Source organism: Burkholderia savannae, from assembly GCF_001524445.2.
GTDB classification, from domain to species: Bacteria; Pseudomonadota; Gammaproteobacteria; order Burkholderiales; family Burkholderiaceae; genus Burkholderia; species Burkholderia savannae.
Window position 1 is genome coordinate 44,113 of sequence record NZ_CP013418.1, and the last position, 15,642, is coordinate 59,754.

A 15,642-nucleotide genomic window follows, 5' to 3' on the forward strand; every position below is an offset into this window, starting at 1 on the left:
CCTCCGCGCTCGCCGCGCGCTTTTAAGCTTCGTTAATATCCCTTCGCCCGGCCGCGCGGCAACATGAGCGCATGACCCGGCTAACCGACATCACCTCCGTTCACTGGCAACCCGCCCTCGGCCGCGACGACGTCGTCGAAGGCGTTGCCGACATCGATCAGGCCATCCGCGTGATTCTCGGCACCCCGAAGGGGAGCGACCCGCACCGGCCCGACTTCGGCTCGAACCTGAGCCTCTATCTCGACATGCCGATCGATCGGGCGACGCCGCACCTCGTGCGCGAAGCCGTCGACGCGATCCGCCGTTGGGAGCCGCGCTGCGAGGTGGTCCGCGTGATGCCGGCGATCGACGCGGCGCACGAAACGCTGCGCGTGCAATGGCGGCTCGCCGACGGCGTGATCCGCGAAACCGAGGTGCCCCGATGACCCTATCCGAACCGAATTTCATCGACCGCGATCCGCAGGCGATCACGGCCGACATCATCGCCGAATACGAAGCGCGCACCGGCAAGACGCTGTATCCGGCGCAAGTCGAGCGCGTGCTGATCGACATCGTCGCTTACCGCGAAACCCTCGTGCGCGTCGGCGTGCAGGAAGCGGCGAAGCAGAATCTCGTCGCGTTCGCGCGCGCGCCGATGATCGACTATCTCGGCCAGCTCGTCGGCGTCACGCGCCTGCCCGCGCAGCCCGCGAAGACCGTCGTGCGCTTCTCGCTTGACGCGCCGCTCGCGTCGAGCCTGCTGATCGCGGCCGGCACGCGCGTCGAGACGAGCGACGGCGGCGTGTCGTTCGCCACCGACGCCGACGCGGTGCTCGCGGCCGGCCGCACGTCGATCGACGTCGCCGCGACCTGCGACACCGCCGGCGCGCTCGGCAACGGCTGGCAGCCGGGCCAGATCAACTCGCTCGTCGACGATCTCGGCGACGTCGACGTGAGCGTCGCGAACACGCAGACGAGCGCGAACGGCTACGAAGAAGAGGAGACCGAACGGCTGCGCGAGCGCATCCAGCTCGCGCCCGAGGCGTTCAGCACCGCGGGCCCGCGGCTCGCATACGTGTTCCATGCGAAGAGCGCGCACCAGTCGATCGTCGACGTGAGCGTGATCGGCCCCGAAATGGCGGCGCGCGACGGCCGGCTCGTGTCGGTCAACGGCGTGCCGCCCGGCAGCGTGCGCGTGCATCCGCTCGTCGACACCGGCCTGCCCGGCGACGACATCCTCGCGCTCGTCGCGCAAGCGCTCGACGACGAGAAGAAGCGCCCGCTCACCGATTTCGTCGAGGTGCGCGCGCCGAAGCCCGTCGACTACGCGATCGACGCGCGCCTCACGCTGTACAAGGACGCCGACGCGGGCACCGTGCTCGCGCAGGCGCGCGCCGCGGCGAACGCGTATCGCGCGAACCGCTCGGCGGGCCTTGGCCGCGACATCGTGCCCGCGCAGCTCACGGCCGCGCTGCAGGTGCGGGGCGTCTACGACGTCGACCTGAACGGCCTCGCGCTGCGCGTGCTCGCCGGCGACGAATGGGCGCGCTGCACGAGCGTGTCGGTGGTCGCGACCGGAGTCGCGCATGGCTGACACCCTGTTGCCGCCGCCGCTCGCGAGGGACCGCCGCTTCGCGGCGCTCGCGCAGCTCGCCGCGCGGCACGACAACATCGATCTGTCGCCGATCCTCGTCTACCTGATCGACAGCGTCGACGCGACGGCGCTGCCGCATCTTGCCGAGCAGTTCTCGGTGATGGGCGAGGACGGCTGGAGCCTTGCCGAATCCGACGACGCGCGCCGCGCGCTCATCAAGGGCGCGATCGAGCTGCATCGCTACAAGGGCACGCCGTGGGCGGTGCGCGAAGTGATCCGGCGGCTCGGCTTCGGCGAAGTGGAACTCGTCGAGAACATCGCGCGCGTGTCGTACGACGGCAAGCGCCGCTACAACGGCTGGATGGTGCACGGCGATCCGGGCCTGTGGGCGGTGTACCGCGTGATCCTGCGCGACCGCGCGATCACGAACGACCAGGCCGCGCTGCTGCGCGCGACGCTCGCCGCGTTCGCGCCGGCGCGCTGTGAACTCGCGAGCCTCGAATACCGCGAAGTGCCCGTGCGCTACAACGGCGCCGCGCGCTACGACGGACAGTACAACCATGGGAGCAGCTAATGTCCAAGCTAGTCGAAACCTCCAAGTGGGAGGAAGACATTTACCAGATCGAGACGTCCGATCCCGTCGAGGGCGGGCCGGACGGCATTTCGAATCGTCAGGCGAATCAACTCGTCAACCGCACGCGTTACCTGAAGGATGACATCGAGCGCCGCGACAAGGGCCGCGTGCTGAAGGCCGGCGACACGATGGAGGGCTCGCTGCTCGGCAAGACCGGCCCGGCCACGCCGCACAACGAGCGCAACGCGGGCTTCGGCTTCGCGAACGATCCGGATACCGGCATGTTCTCGCCGAGCGACGGCGTGCTGCAGCTCGCGTCGCAGGGGCAGCCGGCCGTCGTGCTGTCGGGCGACGGCGGCGCGCGCGTCGGCGCGGCGGGCCCGGTGGTGCTCGTGACCGGCAATGCCGAGCGCGTGCGCGTGACGAAGGAAGGGCGCACGCTCATCGGCACGTCCGACGACAATGGCCGCGATGCGCTGCAGGTGCGCGGCAACGCGTCGGCGTCGAACGGCATGATCGCGGGCGGGCTCGACCGCGGCGACGGCGGCCAGTTGCGCGCGTGCGGCAACCAGTACGGCGCGTTCATCCGCAACGACGACGTGTCCGTCTATCTGCTGTCGACGAAGAAGGGCGACCCGCTCGGCTCGTGGAACGACTGGCGGCCGCTCTCGTGGTCGCTCGAGAGCGGGAAGGTGGTCGTCGACGGCAGCGGAGCCGGCGCGGTGTTCGGCGGGGCGGCGAACGTCGCGGGGGATCTGATGGTCGGCCAGAACACGGCCGAAGGGCACGTCAAGCTCGGGCCCGTCGACGGCTATTTCTATACGAGCAAGGATTCGACGGGCTGGTGGTCGCCGACGATCGGCTCGTACCAGTACATGTTTGGCGACCACACGTTCCGCATCGACGGCAAGGCCGTCTGGCACGAAGGCACTCTGACGCCGCTCGACCTGAACCGCGGCGGCGCGTTGAAGGGCGATCTGAAGCTCGATCCGGGCGCGCGCGTCGTGCTCGCCGAAGGCTCGGTGGCGTTTCCGTCGCTGACGTTCGCGAACGACGGCGCGCCGGACACCGGCCTGTTCCACATGGCCGACGGGCATTTCGGCGTATCCAACAACGGCATTCAGACCGTGCATTTCTCGCCGGAAGGCACGTATTTCGATAGGCCGGCGTTCGGCAGCCACCCGGACGCCACCGATCGGTCGAACCGCTTTGCGACAACGCAATGGGTTGCCGGCGAAGTTGCATCGGCGATGATCGGTCAGATCGTCTTCGAAATGCGCACGAGCGCGCGCGCCGGTTATCTCAAATGCAATGGCGCACTGCTCAAACGTGCGGACTACCCGGCACTGTGGGCATATGCGCAGGCGAGCGGCGCGTTGGTCGCCGAGAACAACTGGGGCGGTGCTTCCGCGAACTGGGGATGCTTCACGGACGGCGACGGCGCGACGACCTTCCGGATTCCCGAGCTTCGCGGCGAGTTCCTGCGATGCTGGGACGACGGCCGAGGCGGCGACGTCGATCGAAAGATCGGCACGTGGCAGGACAGCCAGAACCGGTTGCACGCGCACGGCGCGTCGGCGGACGGCGTCGGCGATCACAGCCACAACGCATGGACGGACAACCAGGGCTGGCACGGCCACCATGGATGGACGGGGAGCGTTGGCGAACACCAGCACATCGCGCCTTACTCGGAGGCGAACGTTCAGCCTTGGGGCGCGCATTCGCAGGGACAGGCCGGCTCGCACGGCGGCGTGGACAACGACAATCCGTGGGCTTACACGTCACCGTCGGGCGGCCACAACCATGAATTCAACACGGAAGGTGCGGGGACGCATGCGCACAACATCGGCATCGGCGGCTCCGGCGCTCACAGCCATGCGATTCACGTCGCGGCCGACGGCGGCAGCGAAACGCGCCCGCGCAACCTGGCCGTGCTCGCGATGATTCGCGCTTACTAATTTGAGGAGAACGACGTGCTTTGCAATCAATACGACAACTTGACCGGCCAATACGTGATCAGCTTTCTGGCCGACATCGACCCGATGAACCCGACGCGCTGGCTGATTCCCGCGTTCTGTGAGACGAAGCCGCTGCCCGAGCGCGCGCCGATGACTTGGCCGTTCTGGAAGGACGGCGACTGGGTGCTGCTGCCCGACTATCGCGGCGTACGCCTGTACCGCACCGACACCGGCGCGCCCGCCGAGATCACGAAGGCGGGCGTGACGCCGGAGGACGCGGGCCTGACGACGGCGCCGCGGCCGTCGGACGAATACGTGTGGCGCGACGGGACGTGGGTGGTCGACGCGGCTGTCGTCGCGCGCAAGGAGCGGCAAGCGGCGATGAACGCGTTCATGTCGCGCATGGAGAAGGCGCGCGCGAAGAATCTCGGCAAGGCCGACGCGCTCGCGGCGGGGCAACTCGACGCGTTCGAGCGCGCGCTCTTCGACGCATGGGCGCAGTATCAGATGAAGCTCGTGCGCGTCGTGGAGGCCGCGGATTTCCCGGCTTCGCTCGCGTGGCCGGCGGAGCCGGATGAGGAGGCGATCCGCAAGGAGGTCGATGCGGTGCTTCGGGAGGAGAAGGAGAAGGAGAAGGAGCAAGCGGCGGCTGGCGGCGAGCTGGCCGATTCGGCTGCCCCGGGCGGGCGGGGCGCGCAGGCCGACTCGGTTGCCCCGGGCACGCAGGGCGCGCAGGCCGACTCGGTTGCCCTCGGCGGGCAGGGCGCATAGGCAGACTCGGTTGCCCCGGGCTGGCAGGGCGCGCAGGCCGATCCGGCGGATCGCGTCGCCGCCGCTGCGGGGCTGGCCGGTCAACCGGCGCCGTGAGCGAAGCCGCCGCGATGCGGCGCGGTTCGCGACGGGGGCAAAGCCGGCGACGGGCGGTCAGGCGGCCGCCTCGAGCCGTCGAGCCGGCTTCGGCCTTTTGAATACGTGCGCATTGCGACGGCATCGCGCGAGGCAATCGCAGGCGAGCGTCGACGGCCGGCGCATCCGGAGGAGAGGCGGCGACGGGCGAGCGTGCCGCAATTGTGTTGCGGGGTGAGGAAATGCGGCGCTCGGGGATTTGTCGCGTGCGGGGGTGGGGGGATATTGCGCGGGGCTTCAGGCGGCCTCACACACGAATATCCGGATACCTCCCGAACGTGAACCGCATGTCGGGAATCGCCAGGCGTACCTGTCCCGCAGGCGCGAGCACGGAATCCAGTTCGATCAACCATGTGACGAGATCGGGCACGTGTCCGATCACATGCGACGTGACGATGTAGTCGACTTTCGGGCCGCCGATTGCTTCGCTCAGCGTGTTTTCGCCCCAGACACCGTCTATGTCGACGATCGCATCGTGCCGAATAGCGGCATCGCGTCGATATTTCCGCTTCAGTGTTGCCGTATCTGCATGGTCGACGTATAACACTTCGCCCATATCGCGTGTAACCAGCGGTTTGTCGAGCGGCGCGATCTCCACTCCAACCGCGCCTCGAAATTTCAGTCCCCGTAGAATCGTCGCGCGCCTGTTCATTGCATTTAACTTCATTTTTTTGCAATGATAGCGCAATGTCGGGATACGCTCCGTTCCGGAAACTGGTCGTCATTGCCCCAAAGGCAATGTGAGATGGAAAGGCGAAATCACGCTGAAATGACTTTGCGATTCGGCATCCGAATCAGGCACGGGGCCTGCTTGATCATTCGCACGGCTGAATGCGAATTTCAACGATGCTGCATTAGCAGGACGATTTGCTCGGTGGTCAGCACGTCTTCGTGATAAATGTCGGACAGTGCCTTCGGAATCGGCAGGTCCGTCTTCGTGCGATAGTCGCGAACGATCCGGAAACCCGCTTCTTCGATGAGGCGGCAGAGTTGTGGGGCCGTGATCTTGTTCAGCGTCGCATACGTTTCCCAAAGCGCCGCTCGCTCAGCTTCGACATCCGCCGTCAGCGGGATGTAGACCGACCATTCCGATCGAACATGGGCGGGCGTCTGCGGCGCCTGCAGAAGGCGCTCGTGAAAGTCATCCAATGGCATCGACAGGTGCGCCCAAGGTTCCGGTATCCACGGTCCCATGTGTGATCCGTTCGGCGAATAAAATAGCGGGGAGATCTGCAGAAAGAACGATCCGCCCGGCTTGAGTGCTGATTTGATCGATGCGAGAGATCGCATCAGCATGTCTTGCGACACATGCTCGAAAACCGACCACGTATAGACGACGTCGAAATCGCCGAAGCACGTGAGATCCGCGCCCGGTGTGATCCGCCGCAAGAACAGATTGTCCGGGAGCGCGTGCAGGCCGATTTCGCGCCGCGCGATCGGCAGGCATTGTTCGTGCACGTCCAGAATTTCTACGCCGACGACTCGCTGCACATCCTTTCTCAATGCCATTCCGAGCGCCATCGTGCCTTCGCCGCAGCCGAACTCGAGGACATCTTTCTTGTAGACGCCACCGGTTTCGGACAGCCATTCATCGACGATGTCCGGTACGGTCACGAACTTGGTTCGGTAAAGCGGATCGCGGATGGTTTCGATCGACCAGTCGCTAGTCATACGCAAGCTCCACACTGTTCTGCTGCAGGTTGGATATCTGAGTAGCATGTTCCAGCCGAACGCCCACAGGCGTTCGACCTTCAATGTCGCGACGAGTGAGGCCGGACATCGAAAAAGACGAATCGGGCAAGTCGGACTTTCGATGTTCGCCTCAACCGTGCAACGGAAATCAAAGGCATTCGCCGGTACACGCACATGACCGCATGACGAGCCGTACGCGCGACGTCATTCGCGGTGTGCTGCACGCTGGTCGAACGTTTGGCGACTGGGCGTGCCGGAACGCGATCGGCGTGAATACCTCTGCGTTGACCGTACGCGTCGAACTGAATATTTCACGAGGCCCCCTCGGTTCTCAAGGGACGCCGGACGATGGCGCGCTTTCGGCGGGAAGCGGTTCGTCCGCGCGCGGAGCATGCGAAGGAGGCTGGCGATGTCGGCGCGACGCGCCGCCGCTGCGAGAATGTATCGACAGTCGTTCAACTCAGGCATCCGCGCTTTTCCTTGGTTGCGTTGGCATCGAATGCACTGCTTCGATTTCACGCGAGTGCTTCTGGCGGCGAAACGATGGACGGCTGCTTCGGCGTGGCGAGCGGACCCATACCGTGCGGCGCGAGTGAATCAGCGGACGGCCTCGACCAGCTTGGGAAGGAACGCGTGCGCGATCAGCGTGCTCGCATAATCGGATACGTGGTCGCCGTAGCTGTAGAGGTAGTTGCCGTCCTTGCTGATTGGGCATGTGTCGTTACGGATATCGCACAGGATCGGCGTTGCGTCCAGAACCAGGAGATTCGGGTGGTTCTTTTGCAATTGGTCGACCAGCACCCGATATTCTTTCGTCGTCTCGAGATGTTTGCGATAGCTGAGCGTGCATGCGTTCTCGTTCGGCGACGCGAGCGCTCGGACGATCCGGTATCGCATCGCGCTTCTTTCCATGCAATCGTGCGGGTCTGGCAGCGTCGGATTGTCCACGAGCAGGGCCACGCGTTTGCCGGCGCCTTCGAGCACGCGAATCGTGCCGTCGAGGCCGTGTAACGGTCCTTGCTTGTCGGGCGCGAGCGTCTGCGCATTTGCATAGTCGGGGCCAAACAGCATGCGGCTCGCCGTGGCGATGGTCACAAGCTTGATGTTGGGGTCGGCTGCAACGTGTTGTATTTCCAGTTGCGCGAACTGCGTGCAATCCTTCGGATTGTCGTCGGCATACGACGACGTGCGCACGATACCTGTCAACGGTACACATCCGCTACGATCGAAGAACTTCCAGCGCGAGTCGGGCTGCGATTCTCTTAGGAATCCCCAGATGACGGCTTCCGCCTTGCTGTCGCCGATCATCGCGAATCGCGGCGTGTTGCGTTTGTCGAATGCGCATACGGCGCCCTTCAGATCGTTTTCGGCGATGCCGCAGTCGGTGCTGATGAACTCGTGGCCCGCGCCGTGCGTTGCTGTCGCAATGTCGCCGTATCGGCTGTAGAGCTGGCTTGGAGCCTGCGGCGCCGCTAGAAAGACGAATGCGCCGATCGAACCTGCGACGAGCAGTGCGCAACTCGGTGTGGCGATGGCGATCATCCGGTTCGTGTGATGCCGCACGGGCGTTTCGATGAGCCGATAGGTCAGCCACGCGAGCAGTACGCTCGCGAGCAGCAATGCGGTGCGCACCGGTGCAGCGGGTTGGGCGCCGGCGACGATCGCCGCGAACGACAGCAACGGCCAGTGCCACAGATACAGCGGATAGCTGATCTTGCCGATCCACACCATGATCGGGCGTTTGAGCGCCTGGTTCGCGAAGCCGTTGACGCCGCCCGCGATCAGCAGTGCCGCGCCGAGCGTCGGCAGCAGCGCGCGCCAGCCGGGATAGCTTTGTGCGCCATTCAGGCCGAACACGGCGATTGCGCACAGGATGGCGCCGACGATCGACGCGAGACTGCGCAGCGCACGCGGCGCGCGCTGCAGCCTATCCGCGTCGAGCGTCAGCATGCTTCCGATCATCAACTCCCAGAAGCGTGTGAAGGGCGAAAAGAACGCCGCGGACGGGTGATTGGCGACGAGGCCGATGTTCAGCGCGAAGGACGCCGAGAAGATCAGCATGACGGTCGCCACGAGCGCTGCGCGGCTCCGGTGCGTCAGGGCGAGCGCCAGCGGCCACAAGATGTAGAACTGCTCTTCGACGCCGAGCGACCACAGATGCAGCAGCGGTTTGAATTCCGCCGCGCGATCGAAATATCCCGTCTCGCTCCACAGCACGAGATTCGATACGAAGCCCGCGCCCGCGGCTATGTGTTTGCCGAGCTCGCGCAACTCGTCCGTGACGAGCACGCCCCAGCCTATCACCAGGACCGTCGCGAGCACGGCGACCAGCGCGGGGAAGATCCGGCGCGCGCGACGCGCATAGAACGTGGCGATGCTGAACCGATTGCCGCGTACTTCGTCGACGAGGATGCTCGTGATCAGATATCCCGAGATGACGAAGAAAATATCGACGCCGACGAATCCGCCCGAAACCACTCCGGGAAATGCGTGGAAAAGCAAAACCGACGTGACGGCTATTGCGCGTAATCCATCGATGTCAGGCCGGTATATCAGTGACGAAACTTTCGGGGGGGTGTTGGACATAACGGGTCGGAGGGGTAATCTATTTGTAATGCGAATAGTGAGCTGCTTCGTCCCTCGTGCGGAATCATGCCATTCCCACTGCGATTGGCACCTCTTAAATTGTAATGAAATGTAATAACTTCATATGTAATGATGTTCGATCCTTTAGGAAACCGGGATGGTTAGGGGGATGTGTTCGGAATATTTCTTACACATTTATTTCGGCGGGATAAGGCGGATTGTCGAGCGCTCCTTATATCGAAATGAACCGAGCCGGCGAATCGTGTCGTGACGGCGAGTGAGCCGACCGTTCAACGGCCGATACATGTCGATGATTTTGTTTCATGCTTCGCGAAATAACCGAAATTCATATGTGAAGTAAATTCGAAGTCACGAATGCCGAGATTGGCTCCCGAACGTAAAAATCAAACAATCACGTTTCTTGTTTCCTGCAAATTCATTCCTTCGACAAATGGTTATCGATGTGCGCTCGTCGAGTCGGCGCGCGATCGTGCACGTGCTTGCCGGTTGAATGTCGAAACGACGCTCAGCCCTTGGTGGGCGAATGGAATGAAAGACGATGAAATTCGCACTCGATCGGCGTCTTGAACGACAACGAACTTTGCCGCAGCGTACGTTGCATCGTCCGATAAAGGTGTGGTGCGCGATCGCCTGCCTCGGTATAAACCCGAGCCTCCGAAAGAGTTGTCTATACAATTTTGGGCGGTTAGGGTGAGCGCTCCGAACCTCAGACCATTCCCGGACCCGCCACCATGCCGAACGCCATCGACGCTCAACGCCGCCCGCTGCGCGAGCGCCGCACGATCGATTACATTCCCGACCACGAACGTCACGGCAAGCTGTCGAGCCAGTTCACGCTTTGGCTCGGCGCGAATCTGCAGGTAACGGCGATTGTCACCGGCGCGCTCGCGGTCGTGCTGGGCGGCGACGTGTTCTGGTCGCTCGTCGGGCTCGCGCTCGGCCAGTTGCTCGGCGGCGCGGTGATGGCGCTGCACGGCGCGCAGGGCCCGCAGCTCGGCCTGCCGCAGATGATCTCGAGCCGCGTGCAGTTCGGCATCTACGGCGCGGTGATTCCGCTCGTGCTCGTCTGCCTGATGTACGTCGGCTTCTCCGCGAGCGGCACCGTGCTCGCCGGCCAGGCGCTCGCGCAACTCGTCGGCGTCGACGACAAGGTCGGCATCTTTGCGTTCATCGCTGTCGTCGTCGTGCTCGCGGTGTTCGGCTACCGGACGATTCACGCGCTCGGCCGCGTGTCGAGCGTGGTCGGCGTGATCGCGTTCGTCTACATGTTCGCGCGGCTCCTCGCCGGGCACGACATCGGCGCGCTGCTCGCGATCCGGCATTTCTCGCTGGCGAGCTTCCTGCTTGCGATTTCGCTGTCCGCGTCGTGGCAGATCGCGTATGGGCCGTACGTCGCCGATTACTCGCGCTATTTGCCGCGCGCGACGTCCGCGCGCCGCACGTTCTGGGCGATCGGCCTCGGCTCGGTGCTCGGCGCGCAGGCGTCGATGGTGTTCGGCGTATTCGCCGCGGCGCTCGCGGGCAAGCAGTTCGCCGGCCACGAAGTGCAGTTCATCGTGAGCCTCGGCGCGGGCGGCGCGGCGGCCGCGCTGCTCTATTTCGCGATTGCGTTCGGCAAGCTGACGATCACGACGCTCAACGCGTACGGCAGCGTGATGTCGGTCGCGACGATCGTCACCGGTTTTTCCGGGCGCGCGCAGATCTCGCAGCGCGCGCGCATGGCATACGTGCTCACGATGGTCGCCGCGGTTGCGTGGCTCGCGCTCGTCGGCCGTCACGCGTTCCTGAAGGACTTCTCCGCATTCATCCTGTTCTTGCTCGCGTTCTTCACGCCGTGGAGCGCGATCAACCTCGTCGATTTCTACTGGGTGACGAAGGAGCGCTACGACGTGCCCGCCCTCTACGATCCCGACGGCCGCTACGGGCGCTGGAACGTCGCGGGCGTGTCGGTCTACGCGCTCGGCGTGCTCGTGCAGATGCCGTTCATCGCGACCGAGTTCTATACCGGGCCGCTCGTCGCGAAGCTGGGCGGCACCGACATTTCGTGGATCATCGGCCTCGTCGTGCCCGGCGTTCTGTATTATGTGACGGCACGCAGGCAGACCGCGCACGTCCCCGAGCGGTTGATCCTGCCGGACGAGCCCTCTTTGTCATGACCGATTCCGCCGTTTCGTCGCCGCCGCTTTCGCCTTCGGGCGCGGCTCCCCCAGCCGAATCGCACGCGCTCGACGCGCTGCACGCGTTCGTCGAGCGCCATCCGCGCCTTTTCGTGCTGACTGGCGCGGGCATCAGCACCGATTCCGGCATTCCCGGCTATCGCGACCGCAACGGCGCATGGATGCGCTCGCAGCCGATCCAGTACCGCGAGTTTCTCGAATCCGATCACGCGCGCCGCCGTTATTGGGCGCGCAGCATGCTCGGCTGGCCGGTGGTCGGGCGCGCGCAGCCGAACGCGTCGCATCATGCGCTCGCGAGCCTCGGCGCGGCGGGGCGGATCGCGCGGCTCGTCACGCAGAACGTCGACGGGCTGCATCAGCGCGCGGGCAGCGCCGACGTCGTCGAACTGCACGGCGGCATCGGCGGCGTCACCTGCCTCGATTGCGGCGCGCATCACGCGCGCGCGGCGATCCAGCACATTCTCGAAGCGGACAATCCCGCATTGCTCGATGCCGAAGCGGAGCCGGCCGCCGACGGCGACGCGCATCTCGAATGGCGCGCGCTCGACACGTTTCGCGTGCCCGCGTGCCCCGCGTGCGGCGGGCTGCTGAAGCCGGCCGTCGTGTTCTTCGGCGAGAACGTGCCGCGCGAGCGCGTGGCGGCCGCCGCGCGTTCGCTCGAGGAGGCGGACGCGATGCTCGTCGCGGGCTCGTCGCTGATGGTGTATTCCGGCTACCGGTTCTGCGTGTGGGCGGACGATCAGCGCAAGCCGATCGCCGCGATCAATCTCGGGCACACGCGCGCCGATCCGCTGCTGACGCTGAAGGTCGAAGCGTCGTGCGGGCAGACGCTCGCGGCGCTCGCCGCCCGTCTCGGGCTCGCGGCAAGCGGCGCGCGCGATGCGCGCGGCTCGCCTCACGTTTGACATATCCGACGCACACCGTTTCGCTTCGTCATGCCGATCGATTCCGCTTCGCGCCAATGGGCGCCCGCCGCCGAACGCAATCGCGAGCCGATTCTCGACGTGCTCAAGCGCGTGCTGCCCGCGCGGGGCACCGTGCTCGAGATCGCGAGCGGCACTGGCCAGCACGCGGTGCATTTCGCGGCCGCGTTGCCCGACCTCGTCTGGCAGCCGACCGACACCGAAGCCGCCGCGCGCGCGTCGATTGACGCGTGGGCGGCCGATGCCGCGCTGCCGAACCTGCGCGCGCCGCTCGCGCTCGACGTATGCGCCGAGCCGTGGCCGCTCGCCGCCGCCGATGCGATCGTCTGCATCAACATGATCCACATCGCGCCGTGGGCGGCCGCGTGCGCGCTTTTCGACGGCGCGGCGCGCCTGCTGCCCGACGGCGGCGTGCTGTATCTGTACGGGCCGTATCGCCGGGGCGGCGCGCACACGGCCGAATCGAACGCGCGGTTCGATGCGCAACTGCGCGGCCGCCATCCGGCGTGGGGCGTGCGCGATCTGGAGGCGGTGGTCGAGCTCGGGCGGGCGGCGGGCCTCGCGCTCGACGAGATCGTGGAGATGCCGGCGAACAATCTGAGCGTCGTGTTCCGCAAGCGCACGCAGGCGCGTGATTCAGGCTCGTGATGCGCGGGTGCGGCATCGCGGCGCTCGCGCGAGGGTCGAGCGCGCGAGCGCGACGCGAGCGCAGCGGCGTGGCCCTTCGGTCGTCGCGGGCGCAACGCGATCCGTTCACGCACATACTCGGAAGCACCCCGAAGCGACGCCGCAATGCCGCCGACGCGGCGTCGTTTCACGCTGGATCGACGCGCGTAACCCGCGTCGAACCGCCGTCGAGCCACAGTCGAACGGTCCTTTAGCCGCCGCCGCGCGGGTGATCGATCGCCGCCGAATCGTCTCCGAACGCCTCCCGTTCCCGGGCGCACTCGCGCGGTTTCCCTTATCCTTGCGCCTATGCGCGCGGCCCCGGTGGGTCGCGCCCTGTTTTTTCCGGAGAATTGAACAATGGGTAAACAAGCAATCGGTGTGGTCGGTCTCGCGGTGATGGGGCGCAATTTGGCCTTGAATATCGAAAGCCGTGGCTATGCGGTGTCGGTCTACAACCGCAGCCGCGAGAAGACCGACGAACTGATCGCCGAATTTCCCGATCGCAAGCTCGTGCCGACCCACACGCTCGCGGAGTTCGTCGCGTCGCTCGAGACGCCGCGCCGCATCCTCCTGATGGTGAAGGCGGGCGAAGCGACCGATGCAACGATCGCGGCGCTCAAGCCGCTGCTCGACAAGGGCGACGTGCTGATCGACGGCGGCAACACGCACTTCACCGACACGATCCGCCGCAACCAGGAGCTTGCGCAGGCGGGCCTGCACTTCATCGGCACGGGCGTGTCGGGCGGCGAGGAGGGCGCGCTGCGCGGCCCGTCGATCATGCCGGGCGGCCAGCGCGACGCGTACGATCTCGTCGAGCCGATTCTCAAGCAAATCGCCGCGAAGGCGCCCGCCGACGGCGAGCCGTGCGTCGCGTACATGGGGCCGGACGGCGCGGGCCACTATGTGAAGATGGTCCACAACGGCATCGAATACGGCGACATGCAGCTGATCGCGGAGAGCTACGCGGTGCTCAAGCAGGTCGCGGGCTTGACCAACGACGAGCTCGGCGCGGTCTACACCGAATGGAATCAGGGCGAGCTCGACAGCTACCTGATCGAGATCACCGCGAAGATCTTCGGCAAGAAGGACGACGAGACCGGCAAGCACCTCGTCGACGTGATTCTCGACCGCGCCGCGCAGAAGGGCACGGGCAAGTGGACGAGCCAGAACGCGCTCGACCTCGGCGTGCCGCTGCCGCTCATCACCGAATCGGTGTTCGCGCGCGTGCTGTCGTCGCTGAAGGATCAGCGCGTCGCCGCGAGCGAAGTGCTGACGGGGCCGGCGCCCGCGCCGCTCGAAGGCGATCGCGCCGCGTTCGTCGAATCGGTGCGCCGCGCGCTGTATCTGTCGAAGGTGATCTCGTACGCGCAAGGCTTCGCGCAGCTCGACACGGCGTCGAAGGAATACGGCTGGAATCTCGATCTCGGCGCGATCGCGAAGATCTTCCGGGCGGGCTGCATCATCCGCGCGCGCTTCCTGCAGAAGATCACGGACGCATACGCGAAGAACGCCGCGCTCGCGAATCTGCTGCTCGATCCGTACTTCCAGGACATCGCCGCGAACTACCAGTCCGCGCTGCGCGACGTCGTGATCGCCGCGGTGAAGGCGGGCGTGCCCGTGCCGGCGTTCGCGTCGGCGGTTGCGTACTTCGACAGCTATCGGTCGGCGCGCCTGCCGGCGAACCTGGTGCAGGCGCAGCGCGATTTCTTCGGCGCGCACACGTTCGAGCGCACCGACAAGCCGGGTAGCTTCCACGCGAACTGGGCCGAATGACACCTGGGATCGGTAATTGTTGCACTCGTCACTGTTATTAGTAGGGTTTCTCTAGAGTGAGGCGGTGATTGTTGTCTCTCGCGAAACAGTGTTTTCGTTGATCCATGGTTTTCCCTAAGTGTGTCCGTGACTAGACTGTGATTAATCGCTGCTCGCATGGTGCTTGCGGCGAAGCAAAAAAAGTCACGGAGGTTTGATCATGAAATCGCTTATCGCTACCGTCGCAGTTGCCGCCGCTCTCGCCGTTCCCGCCGTTTCGTTCGCTCAGCAATCGAACGGGCCGGTGACTCGCGCGCAAGTCAAGGCCGAGCTGATCCAGCTCGAGCAAGCGGGTTACAACCCGGCCGCCGACCGCGTGAATTACCCCGAGGAAATCCAGGCTGCGGAAGCCAAGATCCACGGCCAACAAAATGTTGCCGCGCAAGCCGACACGAGCGGTTACGGTGCCCAGCCGGCGGCCGCCGCCGAAGCCGGCGCGCCGAACAAGGTCAAGCGCATCGCCGACGGCGCACCGGTCTACAAGGGCCGTTGAGCGGCACGGTCGTCCGTCGCGCGCCGCGGTTGAACGCGGGCGCGGCGAATCCAGGCCGGCGCATGGCAGTCCACTCAGCCCGCGCGTTCCATTCGATGGAGCGCGCGGGCTGAGTCTTTTGGGGCGGGAAAATGCGCGGCGGCGCGCCGGCCGGCGTCGGGTGCTGTTTCGGCGCGGCCCAAAGGCCAGGGCATTCATATACGGCATACGCGGCCCGACCCGATCCGGGCGGCCGACGGGCCGGCAGTTGTTGGCGCG

The 15,642-nt window shown here is 65.5% G+C and carries 13 protein-coding genes and 1 pseudogene; 10 read left to right on the plus strand and 4 right to left on the minus strand.

The genetic code is table 11. The annotated features are described in order from the left end of the window. Positions 1-71 precede the first annotated feature (71 nt). From WS78_RS20965 to WS78_RS20985, 5 genes are read left to right on the plus strand one after another with little or no spacing between them, the layout of a single operon-like run. Positions 72-425 (plus strand): GPW/gp25 family protein, encoded by a 354-nt coding sequence (locus WS78_RS20965; protein WP_038743435.1) that lies wholly within the window; start codon positions 72-74, stop codon positions 423-425. After that, the gene (locus tag WS78_RS20970; protein WP_059576372.1) at positions 422-1,573 is read left to right on the plus strand and encodes a baseplate assembly protein; all 1,152 of its coding nucleotides are present in this window, start codon (positions 422-424) and stop codon (positions 1,571-1,573) included. The genes WS78_RS20965 and WS78_RS20970 overlap by 4 nt, the downstream gene beginning before the upstream one ends. Further along, positions 1,566-2,147 carry a phage tail protein I gene (locus WS78_RS20975; protein ID WP_059576370.1) on the plus strand — a complete coding sequence of 194 codons (582 nt, stop codon included), beginning with the start codon at positions 1,566-1,568 and terminating at the stop codon, positions 2,145-2,147. Before WS78_RS20970 ends, WS78_RS20975 begins: the two co-directional genes overlap by 8 nt. Further along, positions 2,147-4,105, plus strand: coding sequence for a phage tail protein (locus WS78_RS20980; RefSeq protein ID WP_059576367.1), 1,959 nt, complete (start codon positions 2,147-2,149; stop codon positions 4,103-4,105). Before WS78_RS20975 ends, WS78_RS20980 begins: the two co-directional genes overlap by 1 nt. Positions 4,106-4,120: 15 nt before the next feature. Beyond that, positions 4,121-4,876: a tail fiber assembly protein gene (locus WS78_RS20985; RefSeq protein WP_082717709.1), complete on the plus strand. Its 756-nt coding sequence runs from the start codon at positions 4,121-4,123 to the stop codon at positions 4,874-4,876. A 382-nt stretch (positions 4,877-5,258) separates the two neighbouring features. Here the strand turns inward: WS78_RS20985 and WS78_RS20990 are convergent, their stop codons facing one another. The 3 genes from WS78_RS20990 to WS78_RS21000 all read right to left on the minus strand — a co-directional run bounded on the left by WS78_RS20990 (position 5,259) and on the right by WS78_RS21000 (position 9,289). After that, positions 5,259-5,609, minus strand: a complete 351-nt coding sequence (locus WS78_RS20990) for a methyltransferase domain-containing protein (protein WP_059576364.1) — start codon at positions 5,607-5,609, stop codon at positions 5,259-5,261. Positions 5,610-5,851: 242 nt separating this feature from the next. Next, the gene (locus WS78_RS20995; RefSeq protein ID WP_059576362.1) at positions 5,852-6,682 is read right to left on the minus strand and encodes an SAM-dependent methyltransferase; all 831 of its coding nucleotides are present in this window, start codon (positions 6,680-6,682) and stop codon (positions 5,852-5,854) included. A 618-nt stretch (positions 6,683-7,300) separates the two neighbouring features. Next, entirely contained in the window at positions 7,301-9,289 is a 1,989-nt protein-coding gene (locus WS78_RS21000) for an acyltransferase family protein (RefSeq protein ID WP_063889427.1), read from the minus strand. 752 nt (positions 9,290-10,041) lie between these two features. Here WS78_RS21000 and WS78_RS21005 point away from each other — a divergent pair. From WS78_RS21005 to WS78_RS21015, 3 genes are read left to right on the plus strand one after another with little or no spacing between them, the layout of a single operon-like run. After that, on the plus strand, positions 10,042-11,466 hold the full coding sequence (locus WS78_RS21005) for a purine-cytosine permease family protein (protein ID WP_059576356.1): 1,425 nt from the start codon (positions 10,042-10,044) through the stop codon (positions 11,464-11,466). After that, positions 11,463-12,392, plus strand: a complete 930-nt coding sequence (locus WS78_RS21010) for an NAD-dependent protein deacetylase (protein ID WP_059576353.1) — start codon at positions 11,463-11,465, stop codon at positions 12,390-12,392. Before WS78_RS21005 ends, WS78_RS21010 begins: the two co-directional genes overlap by 4 nt. A gap of 30 nt (positions 12,393-12,422) precedes the next feature. Continuing rightward, the gene (locus WS78_RS21015; RefSeq protein WP_059576350.1) at positions 12,423-13,058 is read left to right on the plus strand and encodes a DUF938 domain-containing protein; all 636 of its coding nucleotides are present in this window, start codon (positions 12,423-12,425) and stop codon (positions 13,056-13,058) included. A 255-nt stretch (positions 13,059-13,313) separates the two neighbouring features. Here the strand turns inward: WS78_RS21015 and WS78_RS21020 are convergent. Then, a pseudogene (locus WS78_RS21020) lies at positions 13,314-13,448 on the minus strand (6-phosphogluconate dehydrogenase); the annotation flags it as partial. On the opposite strand from WS78_RS21020, the gene gndA reads away from it, so the two are divergent. Further along, on the plus strand, positions 13,437-14,852 hold the full coding sequence (gndA, locus tag WS78_RS21025; RefSeq protein WP_059576347.1) for an NADP-dependent phosphogluconate dehydrogenase: 1,416 nt from the start codon (positions 13,437-13,439) through the stop codon (positions 14,850-14,852). The pseudogene WS78_RS21020 and the gene gndA overlap by 12 nt on opposite strands. 199 nt (positions 14,853-15,051) lie before the next feature. Then, positions 15,052-15,384, plus strand: a complete 333-nt coding sequence (locus WS78_RS21030; RefSeq protein ID WP_038743454.1) for a DUF4148 domain-containing protein — start codon at positions 15,052-15,054, stop codon at positions 15,382-15,384. Positions 15,385-15,642: the final 258 nt, after the last annotated feature.

Excerpts from the sequence above, each read along its gene's own strand:
- WS78_RS20965 (WP_038743435.1), top strand. The coding sequence starts at position 72 with ATGACCCGGCTAACCGACATCACCTCCGTTCACTGGCAACCCGCCCTC.
- WS78_RS20970 (WP_059576372.1), top strand. The coding sequence starts at position 422 with ATGACCCTATCCGAACCGAATTTCATCGACCGCGATCCGCAGGCGATC.
- WS78_RS20975 (WP_059576370.1), top strand. The coding sequence starts at position 1,566 with ATGGCTGACACCCTGTTGCCGCCGCCGCTCGCGAGGGACCGCCGCTTC.
- WS78_RS20980 (WP_059576367.1), top strand. The coding sequence starts at position 2,147 with ATGTCCAAGCTAGTCGAAACCTCCAAGTGGGAGGAAGACATTTACCAG.
- WS78_RS20995 (WP_059576362.1), bottom strand. The coding sequence starts at position 6,682 with ATGACTAGCGACTGGTCGATCGAAACCATCCGCGATCCGCTTTACCGA.
- WS78_RS21000 (WP_063889427.1), bottom strand. The coding sequence starts at position 9,289 with ATGTCCAACACCCCCCCGAAAGTTTCGTCACTGATATACCGGCCTGAC.
- WS78_RS21005 (WP_059576356.1), top strand. The coding sequence starts at position 10,042 with ATGCCGAACGCCATCGACGCTCAACGCCGCCCGCTGCGCGAGCGCCGC.
- WS78_RS21010 (WP_059576353.1), top strand. The coding sequence starts at position 11,463 with ATGACCGATTCCGCCGTTTCGTCGCCGCCGCTTTCGCCTTCGGGCGCG.
- WS78_RS21015 (WP_059576350.1), top strand. The coding sequence starts at position 12,423 with ATGCCGATCGATTCCGCTTCGCGCCAATGGGCGCCCGCCGCCGAACGC.
- gndA (WP_059576347.1), top strand. The coding sequence starts at position 13,437 with ATGGGTAAACAAGCAATCGGTGTGGTCGGTCTCGCGGTGATGGGGCGC.
- WS78_RS21030 (WP_038743454.1), top strand. The coding sequence starts at position 15,052 with ATGAAATCGCTTATCGCTACCGTCGCAGTTGCCGCCGCTCTCGCCGTT.